We start from the raw sequence: 17,408 nt of genomic DNA, 5'->3' as shown, positions 1-17,408 counted from the left end.
GCCGCCGTTGCCGGGTGGGCCGGCGTTCAATCTACTGGCCGTGGGGCGTCGCTATGTCCGGTGCGGACAACGCAACACGCGCACTTCTCCCGAACGGAACATGCCAGACCCGCCCGGCCGCCCCTAGCCTGCGAGAACAACACCTGTGTACGTCCCGTTCCACCCACCAGGAGACTGCCATGACCGAACTGTCCGGAGGCCCCGCCCTCGCCCAGGAGCGTCGCGTCGTCACCGCGATCCCCGGCCCGAAGTCGCAGGAGCTGTGGGCCCGTAAGCAGGCCACGGTGGCCGGTGGTGTCGGCGCCGTGCTGCCCGTCTTCGTCAAGCGCGCGGGCGGTGGCGTCCTGGAGGACGTGGACGGCAACTCCCTGATCGACTTCGGCTCCGGCATCGCGGTGACCTCGGTCGGCAACAGCGCGGAGGCGGTCGTCCGCCGGGCCACCGCACAGCTGGCGGCCTTCACCCACACCTGTGCCATGGTGGCGCCGTACGAGCCGTACATCGAGGTCTGTGAGCAGCTGGCCGAGCTGACGCCGGGTGACCACGCGAAGAAGTCGGCGCTGTTCAACTCCGGTGCGGAGGCCGTGGAGAACGCGGTCAAGATCGCGCGTGCGTACACCAAGCGGCAGGCCGTGGTCGTGTTCGACCACGGGTACCACGGCCGGACGAACCTCACGATGGCGCTGACCGCCAAGAACATGCCGTACAAGCACGGCTTCGGCCCGTTCGCGCCGGAGGTCTACCGCGTCCCGCTGGCCTACCCCTACCGCTGGCTGACCGGCCCGGAGAACTGCGCGCAGGAGGCCGCCGACCAGGCCATCTCGCAGATCACCAAGCAGATCGGCGCGGAGAACGTCGCGGCGATCATCATCGAGCCGGTGCTCGGCGAGGGCGGCTTCATCGAGCCGGCCAAGGGCTTCCTCCCGGCGATCGCGAACTTCGCGAAGGAGAACGGGATCGTCTTCGTCGCGGACGAGATCCAGTCCGGCTTCTGCCGCACCGGCCAGTGGTTCGCGTGCGAGGACGAGGGCATCGTGCCGGACCTGATCACGACGGCCAAGGGCATCGCCGGTGGTCTGCCGCTGGCGGCCGTGACCGGGCGGGCGGAGATCATGGACGCGGCGCACGCGGGCGGCCTGGGCGGCACCTACGGCGGTAACCCGGTGGCCTGCGCCGCGGCGCTCGGCTCGATCGAGACCATGCGCGAGCAGGACCTGAACGCCAAGGCCCGCCGGATCGGCGAGGTCATGAAGGCCCGGCTGAACGCCCTTGCCGAGAAGTACGACATCATCGGCGAGGTCCGCGGCCGCGGCGCGATGATCGCGATCGAGCTGGTCAAGTCCGGTTCCAAGGAGCCGAACCCGGAGGCCACCGGCGCCCTCGCCAAGGCCTGCCACCAGGAGGGCCTGCTGGTGCTGACGACCGGCACGTACGGCAATGTGCTGCGCTTCCTGCCGCCGCTGGTCATCGGTGAGGACCTGCTCAACGAGGGTCTGGACATCCTTGAGGGCGCCTTCGCCGCGCTCTGAGCGGCCGGCGGCGCGCACCTCGCGGAAGGAACCCCGGCGCGGCCCGGGGCACGGCTCATGTCGTGCCCCGGGCCGCGCCCCGTTCGGGGCCCGGGGACGGGCGGGTACGCGGCGCGGGAGACGGGCCGACGCGCGGCGGGAGGCGGGCCGGGTGCGGGCCGGCGCGCGCACCTGCCCTCCCCCTTCCACCCCCCTTCTGTCCCCTTTTCTGGGCTCATTTCCGTATGGACGCGCGTAGCTGGAGACATGGCGTGAAGAAGATGTGCGGGGCCGATGGCGGCAGGGTGATGCGCCTGTCGGGTGCGCTCGCGGTGCCGTACGGTTTCTGCAGATGAGAGAAACACCCCGCTCGCAGGGGACTGCGGGCGACGCCCGGTCGGCGCTTCCCCGGCTCCGATCAGGCCGTGCCCTCGCGCACAACACCGGAACCCCCGGTTCCGGGAATCCTCACCGATCGGATGTCCGCCCGCCCCATACCCCCCGGGGCGCGCGGGACACCGGTCCACGCGGCCGCCTCGGAACCACCCCCCCTGTTCCGAGGCGGCCGACCCCTTTTCCGGGCTCCGGCCCGTCCGATGGCCCGTCCGGCGACGGCTCCCGGCGCTGCTCCCCGTGGTGGGTCGGTGCCGTCGGTGCGCTGCTCTTCGGCGCGCTCACCTGGCAGGTGGCGGGCCACGGCCCGCTGCGCGCGCTCGACGAGCGGCTCGGGCGCGCACTGGCCACCGGCCATCTCCCGGCCGGGCCCGCCGAGTTCTGCGCCGATCTCGGCAACACGGCTGTGGCACTGCCGGTGTTGTGCGTGGTCATGGTGTGGGCGGGGTGGCAGGGGTGGCGCGACAGAAGCAAGGAGGCGCCCAACGAGGGTGCCCGCGTGCGGTGGTGGCTGCCGCCGCTCGCCGCCGGTCTCACCTTGGCCGTGGTGCCCGCGCTGGTCGTCCCGCTCAAACTGTGGCTCGCCAGGCCGGGCCCGCCGGAGATGGCGGGCGGGGCGCACGACGGCTTCTATCCGTCGGGCCATGGCGCCACGGCGGCGGTGGCGTACGGCGTGGCCGCGCTGTTGGTGATCCGCGGGGTACGGCGGAGGCGGGCGGCCCGCCCGGCCCGCCGGCTGTTCGCGCCCGCGGTCGTGGCCGTGGTGGCGCTGCTCGATGTGGCCGTCGGCCTCGGGCTGGTGCGTCGCGGCTATCACTGGCCGTTGGATGTGCTCGGCAGCTGGTGCCTGGCCGCGGTGCTGCTGGCGGTGTGGTGTGCGGTGTGCGACCGGTGGTCGGGGGCGGGCGCCGGGCGGGCGCAGCGGCGCTGAGGAACGCGCGGGGCGGACGGCTGCCCGCCGCCCGCCCCTTGCGCCGCGTGTCAGCTGTCGAAGCCCAGCCCCACCTTGTCCATGGCCTTCAGCCACAGATTGCGGCGGCCGCCGCGGGTGTCGGCCTGGGTCATGGACCACTGGGTGATCCCGATACCGGCCCAGCGCAGCGGCTCGGGCGGGAAGGGCAGCGGCTTGCTGCGGACCATCTCCAGCTCCGTACGCTCGGTGCGCTCGCCGGAGAGCAGGTCGAGCATCACCTCGGCGCCGAAGCGGGTGGCCCCCACGCCGAGGCCGGTATAGCCGGTGGCGTAGGCGACCCGGCCGGCGTGGGCGGTGCCGAAGAACGCGGAGAAGCGGGAGCAGGTGTCGATGGCGCCGCCCCAGGTGTGGGTGAAGCGGAGCCCCTCCAACTGCGGGAAGCAGCGGAAGAAGTGCCGGGCGAGCTTCTCGTACGTGGCGGGGTGGTGGTCGTACTCGGCCCGGACGCCGCCGCCGTAGCGGTAGACGATGTCGTAGCCGCCCCACAGGATGCGGTTGTCGGCGGTGATGCGGAAGTAGTGGAAGTGGTTGTTGGAGTCCGAGAGGCCCTGGCGGTTCTTCCAGCCGATGGCGGCGAGCTGTTCCTCGGAGAGCGGCTCGGTCATCAGGGCGTGGTCGTAGACCGGGACGATGTACGGGCGGACCCGCTTGACCAGTGACGGGAAGGCGTTGGTGCCGAGCGCGACATGGCGGGCGAAGACCCGGCCGTAGGGCGTACGGACGGCCATACCGATGCCGTCGGAGGCGAGGTCGGTGGCGGGGGTGCGCTCGTAGATGCGGACGCCGAGGCCGAGACAGGCCTGCTTCAGGCCCCAGGCGAGCCGGGCCGGGTTGAGCATGGCGACGCCGTCGCGGTCCCACAGTCCGGCACGGAAGGTCGGCGAGTCGATCTGGGCGCGCAGCTCGTCCTCGTCGAGGAAGGTGTGCCGGTCCAGGCCGAGTCCGGCGGCGTCCTCGGCGAACTCCTTGAGTTCGGCGATCTGGTGGGGCTCGGTGGCGATGTCGATCTCGCCGGTGCGCTCGAAGGCGCAGTCGATGCCGTAGCGGGCGACGGCCTCCTCGATGGCGTCGAGGTTGCGGATGCCGAGCTGTTCGAGGGTGGCGAGTTCACCGGGCCAGCGGGCCAGGCCGTTGCCGAGGCCATGGGTGAGGGAGGCGGCGCAGAAACCGCCGTTGCGTCCGGAGGCGGCCCAGCCGATCTCGGCGCCCTCGACGAGGACGACATCGCGCTGGGGGTCGCGTTCCTTGGCGATCAGCGCGGTCCACAGACCGGAGTAGCCGCCGCCGACGACCAGCAGATCGCAGGTCTCGTCGCCGACGAGGGCGGGCCGGGCGGCCGGCCGGTCCGGGTCGGCCAGCCAGAAGGGGGTGGGTTCGGCGTCCGCGAGCGCATGCGCGGCGGACGGGGTCATGGCAGCTCGTGCCATGGTTCTCAGCTCCTCTTGCTCCTTTTGCGGGCCCCGGCCAGCTGGCCGACGACTACACACACCACGGCGACCAGGAACATCGCCGTGCCGATGACGTTGATCTGAACCGGCGTGCCCCGCTGCGCCGATCCCCAGACGAACATGGGGAAGGTGACGGTGGAGCCGGCGTTGAAGTTGGTGATGATGAAGTCGTCGAAGGACAGGGCGAAGGACAGCAGCGCGCCGGACGCGATGCCGGGGGCGGCGATCGGCAGCGTCACCCGGAGGAAGGTCTGGAGGGGGGAGGCGTAGAGGTCCTGCGCGGCCTGTTCCAGACGCGGGTCCATGCTCATCACCCGGGCCTTGACGGCGGTGACGACGAAGCTCAGACAGAACATGATGTGCGCGATGAGGATCGTCCAGAAGCCGAACTGGATGCCCATGTTGAGGAAGAGGGTCGCCAGCGAGGCGGCCATGACGACCTCGGGCATCGCCATCGGCAGGAAGATCAGGGTGTTGACGCCGGAGCGGGCCCGGAAGCGGTAGCGGGCCAGCGCGAACGCGATCATGGTGCCGAGGACGGTCGCGCCGAGGGTGGCCCACAGCGCGAGCTGGAGGCTCAGGGCCAGCGAGCCGCACAGGTCGGCGACGCCGCACGGATCGCGCCAGGCGTCCGTGGAGAAGCGCTGCCACTGGTAGTTGAAGCGGCCGTTGGGCTTGTTGAAGGAGAAGACCATCACCACGATGTTGGGCAGGATCAGGTAGCCCAGCGTGCACAGGCCCGCTATCGCGACGATGTTGCGGCGCAGCCAGCGCAGGCCCCGGTTCGGGGTGCGGACCGCGGTGGCTTCGGTGGTCCCGTGGACGGCCATCAGACCAGATCCTCCGTCCCCGACTTGCGGATGTAGAGCGTGACCATGGCGAGGATGGCCGCCATGAGGATGAAGGAGAGGGCGGCGGCGGTCGGATAGTCCAGCACCCGCAGGAACTGCGACTGGATGACGTTGCCGATCATCTTCTGGTCGGTGGAGCCCAGCAGTTCGGCGTTGATGTAGTCACCGGCGGCCGGGATGAAGGTGAGCAGGGTGCCGGCGACGACACCGGGCATCGACAGCGGGAAGGTCACCCGGCGGAAGGTGGTGGCCGGGCGGGCGTAGAGGTCCCCGGCGGCCTCGTGCAGGCGCGGGTCGATGCGCTCCAGCGAGGTGTAGAGCGGCAGCACCATGAACGGCAGGAAGTTGTAGGTCAGTCCGCAGACCACCGCGAGCGGGGTGGCCAGCACCCGCTGTCCCTCGGTGAGTCCCAGCCAGCTGGTGACGTCCAGGACGTGCAGCGAGTTCAGCAGCCCGACGACCGGTCCGCCGTCGGCCAGGATCGTCTTCCAGGCGAGCGTACGGATCAGGAAGCTGGTGAAGAACGGCGCGATGACCAGGATCATCACGACATTCCGCCAGCGGCCGGCCTTGAAGGCGATCAGATAGGCCAGCGGGTAGCCCAGGAGCAGACAGAGCGCGGTGGCGGTGGCGGCGTAGACCACGGAGCGGACGAACTGCGGCCAGTATTCGCCGAGCGCGTCCCAGTACGTCGCGAAGTGCCAGGTGACCTTGAAGCCCTCTTCGAGGGAGCCGGTCTGGACCGACGTCGACGCCTGGTAGACGAGCGGGGCGGCGAAGAAGACGATCAGCCACAGGATGCCGGGCAGCAGCAGCCAGTAGGGGACGAGCCGCTTGCGGGCGGGGGTTTTGCGCACCTCCAGGGGTGCCGTCCCGGCCTGGCCGTCCGGTGGTGCGGGCGTCTCGGTGGTGGTCACGCGGCCTCCTCGTCGAGGTCCGCGCCGGCCTGGATGTCCTGTGCGGCGTCCAGACCGAAGGTGTGCGCCGGGCTCCAGTGCAGGACGATCTCGGCGCCGGGGACGAGGCGGCCGTCGCGCTCGACGTTCTGCTCGTAGACGGCGAGTTCGCCCAGGCCGGGTACCTCGACGACGTACTGGGTGGAGACGCCGATGAAGCTGGCGTCCTTGATGCGGCCTGGCAGCCGGTTGCGGCCCTCGGCGATGGTGCCGGCGTCATCGGTGTGTTTGAGGGCGACCTTCTCGGGCCGTATACCGGCCAGCACCTTCCCGCCGGTGCGGGCGGGGGCGCTGCACCGGGCGGCGGGCAGCCGCAGTTTGGCGTCGGCCGCCTTGAGCAGCAGCTCGTCCCCGCCGGCCTCGACGACCTCGGCCTCGATGAGGTTGGAGGTGCCCAGGAAGTTGGCGACGAAGGTGGTGGCGGGGTTCTCGTAGAGGTCGGCGGGGGCGCCGAGCTGTTCGACCCGGCCGCCGTTCATCACGGCCACGGTGTCGGCCATCGTCATGGCCTCCTCCTGGTCGTGGGTGACATGGACGAAGGTGATGCCGACCTCGGTCTGGATGCGCTTGAGCTCCAGCTGCATCTGGCGGCGCAGCTTGAGGTCGAGGGCGCCGAGCGGCTCGTCGAGCAGCAGCACCTGGGGGTGGTTGATCAGCGCGCGGGCGACCGCGACGCGCTGCTGCTGGCCGCCGGAGAGCTGCTGCGGCTTGCGGCGCGCCATCGGGCCGAGCTGGACCAGGTCGAGCATCTCCTCGACCTGCTTCTTGACGGACTTGATGCCGCGGCGGCGCAGACCGAAGGCGACGTTCTCGTAGATGTCCAGGTGCGGGAAGAGCGCGTAGTTCTGGAAGACGGTGTTGACCTGGCGCTTGTACGGCGGCAGGACCGTGACGTCCTGGCCGGACAGCTCGACGGTGCCGGTGGTGGGCTCCTCCAGCCCGGCGATCATGCGCAGAGTGGTCGTCTTGCCGCAGCCCGAGGCGCCCAGGAGCGCGAAGAAGGAGCCCGCGGGGACGGTCAGGTCGAGCGGATGGACGGCGGTGAAGGAGCCGTAGGTCTTGCTGATCCCGTGGAGGCGGACGTCGCCGCCGCTGCTCTGGGGGGTCGCGGAGTGGGTCATGTCGGTCGTCCCGTGGGTCGGAGGGCGAAACGGCTCGGGCGGGCCTGAGAGGTGGGGGATCAAGCGCCGGTGAGGTCGGAGAACTTCTGCGTGAACGCCTTGTTCTCCTTGGCGGACAGGGCACGGAAGGAGTGGGACTTCTCGGCCATCTCCTGGTCCGGGATGATCAGCGGGTTGGCGGCCGCCTTCTTGTCGATCTTGGCGAGTTCCTCGCGTACGCCTTCCACGGGGCAGACGTAGTTGATGTACGCCGCGATCTTCGCCGCCACCTTCGGCTCGTAGAAGTAGTCGATGAGCCGTTCTGCGTTCTGCTTGTGGCGGGCCTTGTTCGGCACCATGAGGTTGTCGGTGGACGTCATGTAGCCGGCCTTGGGGACGGCGAAGCCGATGTCCGGGTTGTCGTTCTGGAGCTGGACGACATCGCCCGCCCAGGCCACGCAGGCGGCGAGGTCGCCCTTGTCCAGGTCGGTGGTGTAGTCGTTGCCGGTGAAGCGGCGGATCTGCTTGGAATCCACGCCCTTCTGGATCCGGGCGATGGCCGCGTCGAAATCGTCCGCGGTGCAGTCCTCGGGCCGCTTGCCCATGTCCAGGAGGGTCAGTCCGACGCTGTCGCGCATCTCGGAGAGGAAACCGACCCGGCCCTTGAGCTTGGGGTCCTCCAGCAACTGGCTGATCGAGTCGACCTTGCGGCCGCCGGTGGCCTTCTTGTTGTACGCGATGATCGCCGGGATGCCCTGCCAGGGGTAGGAGTGCGCGCGGCCCGGGTCCCAGGCGGGGCTGCGGAACTGCGGCGAGAGATGGGCGTAGGCGTGCGGCAGGTTGGCCGGGTCCAGCGACTCGATCCAGCCGAGGGAGATCATCCGCGCGCACATCCAGTCGGTGAGCACGATCAGATCCCGGCCGGTGTCCTGGCCCGCCGCGAGCTGGGCCTGGATCTTGCCGAAGAACTCGTCGTTGTCGTTGATGTCCTCGGTGTATTTGACCGCGATGCCGGTGCGCTTGGTGAAGTGCTCCAGGGTGGGCCGGTGCTTGCCGTCGTCGGTGACGTCCATGTACTCGGTCCAGTTGGAGAAGCTGATCCGCTTCTCCGCCCTGGAGTGGTCCTCGGAACGGCCGGCGTCCGTACGGCCCGCGGGCGGGATGCCGCAGGCCGACAGGGCACCGAGGCCGCCGATCGTGGCCGCCACGGCGCCGCTCGCGCGCAGCAGGGAGCGGCGGGTCATGGCGAGCCGGCCGTCCGTCAGGCTACGGCGCGCAGCGGCGAGTTCGGCCGGGGACAGGGGTTCGGGCTGCTCGTGGTGCTCCATGCGCAGTGCCCTTTCAAGGGTGAGCCCGGCGCTCGGCCGGTGGTGACGATGCCGCGCGGCGCTGGCCGCTGGGTGGGCCCATGGGGTGGGCCCGGTGGGGGGCTCGGTGGTGCTCGGCGGGGAACGTCCCTTAGGGGCGGTCCCCGAAGATCGTGCGGTGCCAGTCCTTGCGCGCGACCGCGGTGTTGTCGTACATGACGTGCTTGACCTGGGTGTACTCGTCGAAGGAGTAGGCCGACATGTCCTTGCCGTAACCGGATGCCTTGGCGCCGCCGTGCGGCATCTCGCTGAGGATCGGGATGTGGTCGTTGACCCAGACACAGCCCGCGTTGATCTCGCGGGTGGCGCGGCCGGTGCGGTAGACGTCCCGGCTCCAGGCGGAGGCGGCCAGCCCGTAGGGGGTGTCGTTGGCCAGCGCGATGCCCTCGTCGTCGCTGTCGAAGGGCAGCACGACCAGCACCGGACCGAAGATCTCGGACTGCACGATCTCGCTGTCCTGCGCGGCCCCGGCGATCAGCGTCGGCCGGTAGTAGGCGCCCTTGGCCAGCTCGCCGCCGGGAGCCTCACCGCCGGTGACGACCGTGGCGTAGCCGCGCGCCCGGTCGACGAAACCGGCCACCCGGTCGCGCTGGGCGTGCGAGATCAGCGGGCCCAGGTCGGTGGACGGGTCGAAGGGGTCGCCGAGCCGTACGGTCGCCATCAGGTCGGCGACGCCGCTGACGAAGGCGTCGTAGAGCGGGCGCTGGACGTAGGCGCGGGTGGCGGCGGTGCAGTCCTGGCCGGTGTTGATCAGCGATCCGGCGACCGCTCCATGGACGGCGGCCTCCAGATCCGCGTCGTCGAAGACGACGAAGGGGGCCTTGCCGCCGAGTTCGAGGTGCAGCCGCTTGACCGTGCCGGTGGCGATCTCGGCGACGCGCTTGCCGACGGCGGTCGAGCCGGTGAAGGACGTCATCGCGACGGAGGGGTGGCCGACGAGGCGCTCACCGGCGTCCCGGCCCGCGCCGGAAACGATGTTGAGCACCCCGTCGGGCAGTCCGGCGCGCTGCGCGGCCTGGGCGAACAGCAGCGAGGTGAACGGGGTGATCTCGGCCGGCTTCAGGACGATGGTGTTGCCCGCGGCGATGGCCGGGAGCACCTTCCAGGCGGCCATCTGGAGCGGGTAGTTCCACGGGGCGATGGAGCCGACCACGCCGATCGGTTCGCGGCGGATGACGGAGGTGTGGTCGGCGCTGTATTCGCCGGCCGCCTTGCCTTCCAGGTGACGGGCGGCGCCCGCGAAGAAGGCCGCGTTGTCGATCGAGCCCGGTACGTCGAACTCGTTGCTGAGCTTGATCGGCTTTCCGCAGTTCAGCGATTCCGCGTAGGCGAGATCGCCGGCGTCCTCGGCGAGCGCGGCGGCGAAACGGTGCAGGGTGTCGGAGCGCTCCCCCGGTGTGGCACCGCCCCACTCCGGGAACGCCTGCCGGGCGGCATCCACGGCCGCGTCGACATCCGCCGTCCCCGCGAGGGCGTAGGAGTACACCGTCTCGCCGGTCGCCGGGTCCACGACGTCCTGGGTGCGGCCGGAACTGCCGGCGCGGAGACTGCCCGCGATGAATTGCGCGCCCTCGGCGAACCGCTCGGTGACATCGAATCGGTGATCCATGGTGCTCTCCTCCGCCGGGCGCCGGAGCCGCTCAGCGGCACTGTCTGGCGTAGCTATTTCCGGAATCGATGGCCGATCTTGACAGAGGAGAGCGACCTCAACAAGGGATTCCGTTGTTGCCTTTTGGTTACGCGACGGATTCTGCGATTTCACCCTCGGGGACCCCGACACGTTGTCAGTGCCCGCTGACAGAATCCCGGCATGATGCACGACAGCACGGGGATCACCACGGGGGACGCGGCCGGGCCGGTCGCGGACGGGCCCCGCTCGGTCGAGGAGCTGTGCCGGCAGACCGCCACCGGCAAGCGCCTCAAATACGTCCATTTCTGGGGCCACAGCCCCCGGCGCGACGGCAGCCTGGGCGTGAGCTGCTTCAGCCAGTGGTGGCCCGCTCCCTTCACCGCCGAGGGCGTCCGCTACGCCACCGCGGAGCACTGGATGATGGCCGGCAAGGCCCGGCTGTTCGGCGATGCGGAGGCGGAGCGCCGCGCGCTCGCGGCCCGCCACCCCAAGCAGGCCAAGGACGCCGGGCGCACGGTCCGCGGCTTCGACGAGGAGACCTGGCGGCGGCACCGCTTCGACCTGGTCGTCGAGGGCAGCGTCCACAAGTTCGGCCAGGACGCCGCCCTGCGGGAGTATCTGCTCGGCACGAACTCCCGGGTGCTGGTCGAGGCCAGCCCCGTGGACCGGATATGGGGCATCGGCCTCGCCGCCGACGACGAGCGGGCCGCGGACCCGGCCCGCTGGCGGGGCCTGAATCTGCTGGGCTTCGCGCTGATGGCGGCCCGCCAGCGGCTGCGGGAGGCGGCCGGCGCGGGGGCGTAGGACAGACCGCGCGGCCGGCCGGGTGCGGGCGATCTCCGCACACCCGCGCCCCCGGCCGGCCCCGCCCGCTTAGCATGGCCAGGCCGTTCCCTGCACCCCCGCGCACCCTTTGACCAGGAGGAACCGTTGTCCGATCTCGATGCCTTCATCGCGGGCCTGCCCAAGGCGGAGCTGCACGTCCACCACGTCGGATCGGCCTCCCCGCGCATCGTCTCCGAACTGGCGGCGCGGCACCCCGACTCCGCCGTCCCCACCGACCCCGAAGCGCTGGCCGACTACTTCACCTTCCGCGACTTCGCGCACTTCATCGAGGTCTATCTCTCCGTCGTGGACCTGATCCGCGACGCCGAGGACGTCCGGCTGCTGACCTACGAGGTCGCCCGGGACATGGCGCGGCAGCAGATCCGCTACGCCGAGCTGACCCTCACCCCGTTCAGCTCGACCCGCCGCGGTATCCCCGACGCCGCGTACGTCGAGGCCATCGAGGACGCCCGGAAGGCGGCGGAGTCGGAGCTGGGCGTCGTGCTGCGCTGGTGCTTCGACATCCCCGGCGAGGCGGGCCTGGAAGCCGCGGAGGAGACCGCCAGGATCGCCTGTGATCTTCAGCCCGAGGGCCTGGTCTCGTTCGGCCTCGGCGGCCCGGAAATCGGGGTGCCGCGCCCGCAGTTCAAGCCGTACTTCGACCGCGCCCGCGCGGCCGGTCTGCACTCCGTACCGCACGCCGGGGAGACCACCGGCCCCGGCACGATCTGGGACGCCCTCAACGACCTCGGCGCCGAGCGCATCGGCCATGGCACCAGCGCCACCCAGGACCCCCGGCTGCTGGCCCATCTCGCCGAGCACCGCATCCCGTTGGAGGTCTGCCCCACCTCCAACATCGCCACCCGCGCGGTGCGCACCCTGGAGGAGCACCCGGTCAAGGAGATGGTCGACGCGGGCGTGCTGGTCACCATCAACAGCGACGACCCCCCGATGTTCGGCACGGACCTCAACACCGAATACGCCGTCGCCGCCCGGCTGCTGGGCCTGGACACCACCGGCCTGGCCGCCCTCGCCAAGAACGCCGTCGACGCCTCCTTCATGGACGCGCCGGCCAAGTCCCGCCTCTCGGCCGAGATCGACGCGTACACGGCGTCATGGCGCTGACCCTGTCGTGATGGCACTGACCCTGTCGTGACACTGCCCCTCACGCAGCACCGCCTCACGCATCCCGCATCCCGCAACCCGCAACCCGCAACCCGCAACCCGCAACAGCACATCACGCAACGCCAAGGAACCAACCACTCTCCGTAATCGTTGCCGGAATATAAGGAGGCGCCTCACGGCAGGGAGCGAGGCGCCTCACGGCAGCGAACACCGCACGGACAGAGACCACGGCACGGACAGAGAACACCGCCCGGCCGGCACAGCCGGCACGGCCGGCAGGCTCACAACCCCACGATCCCGTTCCACTCCTTGGCGAACTCGGCCCGCTCCTTCGACGTGATGTCGCGGGCGATGGCCAGCCGCTTGCGCATCGCGTCGTCGGGGAAAATCAGCGGGTCCTCGGCGAGCGCGGCGCGCTCCCGGTCCCTGGAGGAGGCGAGGACATCGCGCGCGGCCGGTACGGGGCAGACATAGTTGACCCAGGCGGCCAGGTCCGCGGCCACCTCCGGGCGGTAGTAGTAGTCGATCAGCCGCTCGGCGTTGCGCTTGTGCTCCGCGAGGTCGGGGATCAGCAGGCTCTCGGCCCAGAGCTCGGCGCCTTCCTCCGGCACCACGAACTCGATGTCCGGGTTGTCCGCCTGGAGCTGGATCACATCGCCCGAGTAGGCCTGCGCGGCGAGCACATCCCCGGAGTCCAGGTCCTTGATGTAGTCGTTGCCGGTGAACCGCCGGATGTGGCCCCTGCTCACCAGGCGGCGGATGCGGTCGGTCATCCGGTGGAAGTCGTCGGCCGTCCAGCGGGTGATGTCCACCCCGTCGCCCTGCATGAGCAGGGCGAATGATTCATCGAGCCCGGAGAGCAGGGTGACCCGGCCGCGCAGATCGTTCTTCCAGAGGTCGGCGGTGTGCCGGATCTCCCGGCCGAGCTTCTTGCGGTTGTAGGCGATGCCCGTGATCCCGGACTGCCAGGGCACCGAGTGCCTGCGGCCGGGGTCGAAGTGCGGGCTCCGCAGCAGCGGATCGAGGTGCCGGGCGACGTGCGGCTGGGCGGCGCGGTCCATTTCCTGGACCCAGCCCAGCCGGACGAACCGGGCGCACATCCAGTCGCTCATGACGATCAAATCGCGGCCGGTGCTCTGGTGGTTCATCAGCGCCGGGCTGATCTTGCCGAAGAACTCGTCGTTGTCGTTGATCTCCTCGGTGTACGTGACGGAGATCCCGTTGCGCCGCTCGAAGGCGTCCAGGGTGGGGCGGCGCTGTTTGTGGTGGTCGTCGACGTCGATGTAGAGGGGCCAGTTGGCGAAGACGAGCCTGCGGTCCCGTGCCGACCGGTCCGGGCCTCCGCGGTCCGCCGCCCCGACGTAGGCCGGTGGCACCCCGCATCCGGTCATGGCGGCCAGCGCCCCCGTCACACCCAGTCCGCCCGTGCCCCGGAGCAGCGCCCGCCGCGAAAGATCTGCCATGGCGAGCACTCTCACGCGTCGCGGGCGGAGGCGGCAAGCGACAGAGCGTCAGTTGCCGGGCCTCCGCCCGCGACGGTGTGCCGGGCGTTCCGTGACGCCCGGCGGGAAGGATTCCCCCTACTCAGCCGTCCAGCGAGGTCATCACGTGCTTGATGCGGGTGTAGTCGTCGAAGCCGTAGGCCGAAAGGTCCTTGCCGTAGCCGGACTTCTTGAATCCGCCGTGCGGCATCTCGGCGACCAGCGGGATGTGGGTGTTGATCCACACACAGCCGAAGTCGAGGCTCCTGGACATCCGCATGGCGCGGGCGTGGTCCTTGGTCCACACCGAGGACGCCAGGGCGTACTCGACGCCGTTGGCCCACTCCACGGCCTGCTTCTCGTCGCTGAACGACTGGACCGTGATGACCGGGCCGAAGACCTCGTGCTGGATGATCTCGTCGTCCTGCTTGAGGCCCGAGACGACGGTCGGGGCGAAGAAGTAGCCCTTCTCGCCGACCTGCTCACCGCCCGCCTCGATCTTGGCGTGCGCGGGCAGCCGCTCGATGAATCCCTTGACCTGCTTGAGCTGGTTGGCGTTGTTCAGCGGGCCGTAGAGCACGTCCTCGTCGTCGACCGCGCCGGTCTTGGTCTCCGAAGCGGCCTTGGCCAGCGCGGAGACGAACTCGTCGTGGATGGACTCGTGGACGAGCACCCGGGTGGCGGCCGTACAGTCCTGGCCGGCGTTGAAGTAGCCGGCGACGGAGATGTCCTCGACGGCCTTGGGGATGTCGGTGTCCTCGAAGACGACGACCGGCGCCTTGCCGCCCAGCTCCAGGTGGACCCGCTTGAGGTCCTTGGACGCGGACTCGGCGACCTGCATACCGGCGCGCACCGAGCCGGTGATCGAGGCCATCGCCGGAACGTTGTGCTCGACCATCAGCCGGCCGGTCTCGCGGTCACCGCAGATGACGTTGAACACCCCGCGGGAGTGGCCCAGTTCGTCCAGCACGCTGCCGATGATGTCGGCGATCAGCACCGTGGAGGCCGGGGTGGTGTCGGACGGCTTGATGACGACGGTGTTGCCCGCGGCCAGCGCCGGGGCGAACTTCCACACGGCCATCATCATCGGGTAGTTCCACGGCGCGACCTGGGCGCAGACACCCACCGGCTCGCGGCGGATGATGGAGGTGAAGCCCTCCATGTACTCGCCGGCCGAGCGGCCTTCGAGCATCCGTGCGGCCCCCGCGAAGAAGCGGATCTGGTCCACCATCGGCGGGATTTCCTCGGACCGTACGAGCGCTACCGGCTTGCCGCAGTTCTCGGACTCGGCGGCGATCAGCTCCTCCGCCCGCTCCTCGAAGCGGTCGGCGATCTTGAGCAGGACCTTCTGGCGCTCGGCCGGGATCAGGTCCCGCCAGGCGGGGAAGGCGGCCTCGGCGGCGGCCATCGCCGCGTCCACGTCGGCGGCGGCCGAGAGCGGGGCGGTGGCGTACGCCTCGCCCGTGGCGGGGTTGACCACCTCCGTGGTCCGCCCGTCGGCGGCGTCCCGGAACTCCCCGTCGATGTAGTTGCGCAGACGACGCAGTGCGGTGGTCACTGTGCGCCCCCTTCAGTCAGAAGTCTGGTGGTTTGGACATCCACCCTAGCCATGGAACCCACGTTTTCAACACACCCGCCACCCAGGAACAACGGAATCAGTGAAATTCTGATCGCTACACGACTAATTTCATCGCTTTGGGGTTGCAAGACAGACGAGGCTCGTGCACAGTGAACGGCGTGGCCACTCGTGACAGAAACGGCACCCCGTCGATCGACTCCGTCTCCCTGGCGATCATCGAGCAGCTCCAGGAGGACGGGCGCCGTCCGTATGCCGCGATCGGCAAGGCCGTCGGCCTGTCCGAAGCGGCGGTACGCCAGCGCGTACAGAAACTGCTCGACCAAGGCGTGATGCAGATCGTCGCGGTCACCGACCCCCTCACGGTCGGTTTCCGTCGGCAGGCAATGGTCGGCATCAACGTCGAAGGTGACCTCGACCCCGTGGCCGACGCCCTGACGACCATGGAAGAGGTCGAGTACGTCGTCATGACGGCAGGCTCCTTCGATCTCCTCATCGAGATCGTCTGCGAGGACGACGACCACCTTCTGGAAATGATCAACAAGCGGATCCGCACGCTTCCCGGCGTCCGATCCACCGAGAGCTTCGTGTACCTCAAGCTCCGGAAGCAGACCTACACCTGGGGAACGAGATAGCAATGAGCGGCGACCTCTCCAAGACGGCATACGACCACCTGTGGATGCACTTCACCCGCATGTCGTCGTACGAGAATGCCCCCGTGCCCACGATCGTGCGCGGCGAGGGCACCAACATCTACGACGACAAGGGCAAGCGCTACATCGACGGGCTCGCCGGCCTCTTCGTGGTCAACGCCGGCCACGGCCGGGTGGAGCTCGCCGAGACCGCCTTCAAGCAGGCGCAGGAGCTGGCCTTCTTCCCCGTGTGGTCCTACGCGCACCCCAAGGCGGTGGAGCTGGCCGAGCGGCTGGCGAACGAGGCCCCCGGTGACCTCAACAAGGTCTTCTTCACCACCGGTGGCGGCGAGGCCGTCGAGACCGCCTGGAAGCTGGCCAAGCAGTACTTCAAGCTCGTCGGCAAGCCGATGAAGCACAAGGTGATATCCCGCGCGGTGGCCTATCACGGCACTCCGCAGGGCGCCCTGTCCATCACCGGTCTGCCCGGTCTGAAGGCCCCCTTCGAGCCGCTGGTCCCCGGCGCGCACAAGGTCCCGAACACCAACATCTACCGCGCGCCGATCCACGGCGACGACCCCGAGGCCTTCGGCCGCTGGGCCGCCGACCAGATCGAGCAGCAGATCCTCTTCGAGGGCCCGGAGACGGTCGCCGCGGTCTTCCTGGAGCCGGTGCAGAACGCCGGCGGCTGCTTCCCGCCGCCCCCCGGCTACTTCCAGCGGGTCCGCGAGATCTGCGACCAGTACGACGTGCTGCTCGTCTCCGACGAGGTCATCTGCGCCTTCGGCCGCCTCGGTACGACGTTCGCCTGTGACAAGTTCGGCTACGTCCCGGACATGATCACCTGCGCCAAGGGCATGACCTCGGGCTACTCCCCGATCGGCGCCTGCATCATCTCCGACCGCCTGGCCGAGCCGTTCTACAAGGGCGACAACACCTTCCTGCACGGCTACACCTTCGGCGGCCACCCGGTCTCCGCGGCCGTCGGTGTCGCCAACCTCGACATCTTCGAGCGCGAGGGCCTCAACCAGCACGTCCTCGACAACGAGGCCAACTTCCTGAACACCCTGGAGAAGCTGCACGACCTGCCGATCGTCGGCGACGTCCGCGGCAACGGCTTCTTCTACGGCATCGAGCTCGTCAAGGACAAGACCACCAAGGAGTCCTTCAACGAGGAGGAGACCGAGCGCGTCCTGTACGGCTTCCTCTCCAAGGCGCTGTACGACAACGGTCTCTACTGCCGCGCCGACGACCGTGGCGACCCGGTCATCCAGCTCGCCCCGCCGCTGGTCGCCGACCAGTCGGTCTTCGACGAGATCGAGCAGATTCTGCGCACGGTCCTCACCGAGGCCTGGACCAAGCTCTGACCCCCGCGGCACCACCCGCCGCGCGCGGGGACAACTGAACATCCAGCGGCCCAGATTCGCTCACTTCAAGCCATACGAGTGAATCTGGGCCGTTGTGCTGCCAAGCGGCGAATACCGGGGGTCACCAATCCTTACCGTGCTTGTGACCGATACCCTCCATGGTCGTTCACCCGGTC

General features: G+C 69.7%; 14 protein-coding genes. 6 read left to right on the top strand and 8 right to left on the bottom strand.

Annotated features, from left to right (window positions below; translation table 11 throughout):
- The first annotated feature begins 179 nt into the window (after window positions 1-179).
- Window positions 180-1,529: a 4-aminobutyrate--2-oxoglutarate transaminase gene (gabT, locus tag TU31_RS05170; RefSeq protein ID WP_042149474.1), complete on the top strand. Its 1,350-nt coding sequence runs from the start codon at window positions 180-182 to the stop codon at window positions 1,527-1,529.
- Between the two features lie 664 nt (window positions 1,530-2,193).
- Window positions 2,194-2,832, top strand: coding sequence for a phosphatase PAP2 family protein (locus TU31_RS05165; protein ID WP_078885543.1), 639 nt, complete (start codon window positions 2,194-2,196; stop codon window positions 2,830-2,832).
- A 50-nt stretch (window positions 2,833-2,882) separates the two neighbouring features.
- Here the strand turns inward: TU31_RS05165 and TU31_RS05160 are convergent, their stop codons facing one another.
- From TU31_RS05160 to TU31_RS05135, 6 genes are all read right to left on the bottom strand, one after another.
- Entirely contained in the window at window positions 2,883-4,301 is a 1,419-nt protein-coding gene (locus tag TU31_RS05160) for an NAD(P)/FAD-dependent oxidoreductase (RefSeq protein WP_370682699.1), read from the bottom strand.
- Between the two features lie 5 nt (window positions 4,302-4,306).
- Window positions 4,307-5,152, bottom strand: a complete 846-nt coding sequence (locus TU31_RS05155) for an ABC transporter permease (RefSeq protein WP_042149468.1) — start codon at window positions 5,150-5,152, stop codon at window positions 4,307-4,309.
- Entirely contained in the window at window positions 5,152-6,090 is a 939-nt protein-coding gene (locus tag TU31_RS05150) for an ABC transporter permease (protein ID WP_107070612.1), read from the bottom strand. The genes TU31_RS05155 and TU31_RS05150 overlap by 1 nt, the downstream gene beginning before the upstream one ends.
- Window positions 6,087-7,250 (bottom strand): ABC transporter ATP-binding protein, encoded by a 1,164-nt coding sequence (locus tag TU31_RS05145; protein WP_042149466.1) that lies wholly within the window; start codon window positions 7,248-7,250, stop codon window positions 6,087-6,089. Before TU31_RS05145 ends, TU31_RS05150 begins: the two co-directional genes overlap by 4 nt.
- Window positions 7,251-7,309: 59 nt before the next feature.
- Window positions 7,310-8,557: an ABC transporter substrate-binding protein gene (locus TU31_RS05140; RefSeq protein WP_042149464.1), complete on the bottom strand. Its 1,248-nt coding sequence runs from the start codon at window positions 8,555-8,557 to the stop codon at window positions 7,310-7,312.
- A gap of 130 nt (window positions 8,558-8,687) precedes the next feature.
- On the bottom strand, window positions 8,688-10,205 hold the full coding sequence (locus tag TU31_RS05135; RefSeq protein ID WP_042149460.1) for a gamma-aminobutyraldehyde dehydrogenase: 1,518 nt from the start codon (window positions 10,203-10,205) through the stop codon (window positions 8,688-8,690).
- Window positions 10,206-10,406: 201 nt separating this feature from the next.
- Here TU31_RS05135 and ybiA point away from each other — a divergent pair, with 201 nt between their 5' ends.
- Window positions 10,407-11,030 carry a riboflavin biosynthesis intermediates N-glycosidase gene (gene ybiA, locus TU31_RS05130; RefSeq protein ID WP_042149457.1) on the top strand — a complete coding sequence of 208 codons (624 nt, stop codon included), beginning with the start codon at window positions 10,407-10,409 and terminating at the stop codon, window positions 11,028-11,030.
- Window positions 11,031-11,156: 126 nt separating this feature from the next.
- A complete protein-coding gene (locus tag TU31_RS05125; protein WP_042149454.1) occupies window positions 11,157-12,176 on the top strand; it encodes an adenosine deaminase in 1,020 nt (339 codons plus the stop codon).
- Window positions 12,177-12,457: 281 nt separating this feature from the next.
- Here the strand turns inward: TU31_RS05125 and TU31_RS05120 are convergent, their stop codons facing one another.
- Together TU31_RS05120 and TU31_RS05115 are read right to left on the bottom strand one after the other, a co-directional pair.
- Window positions 12,458-13,639: a polyamine ABC transporter substrate-binding protein gene (locus tag TU31_RS05120; protein WP_042149449.1), complete on the bottom strand. Its 1,182-nt coding sequence runs from the start codon at window positions 13,637-13,639 to the stop codon at window positions 12,458-12,460.
- A gap of 121 nt (window positions 13,640-13,760) precedes the next feature.
- Window positions 13,761-15,215 carry a gamma-aminobutyraldehyde dehydrogenase gene (locus tag TU31_RS05115; protein ID WP_042149447.1) on the bottom strand — a complete coding sequence of 485 codons (1,455 nt, stop codon included), beginning with the start codon at window positions 15,213-15,215 and terminating at the stop codon, window positions 13,761-13,763.
- 179 nt (window positions 15,216-15,394) lie between these two features.
- Here TU31_RS05115 and TU31_RS05110 point away from each other — a divergent pair, with 179 nt between their 5' ends.
- Both TU31_RS05110 and TU31_RS05105 read left to right on the top strand, forming a co-directional pair.
- Window positions 15,395-15,868 (top strand): Lrp/AsnC family transcriptional regulator, encoded by a 474-nt coding sequence (locus TU31_RS05110; RefSeq protein WP_042150015.1) that lies wholly within the window; start codon window positions 15,395-15,397, stop codon window positions 15,866-15,868.
- A 2-nt stretch (window positions 15,869-15,870) separates the two neighbouring features.
- Window positions 15,871-17,232 carry an aspartate aminotransferase family protein gene (locus tag TU31_RS05105; protein WP_042149444.1) on the top strand — a complete coding sequence of 454 codons (1,362 nt, stop codon included), beginning with the start codon at window positions 15,871-15,873 and terminating at the stop codon, window positions 17,230-17,232.
- Window positions 17,233-17,408 lie beyond the last annotated feature (176 nt).

Source organism: Streptomyces lydicamycinicus, assembly GCF_000829715.2.
Taxonomy (GTDB): Bacteria; Actinomycetota; Actinomycetes; order Streptomycetales; family Streptomycetaceae; genus Streptomyces; species Streptomyces lydicamycinicus.
This window is presented reverse-complemented; position numbering and strand designations above follow the sequence as displayed.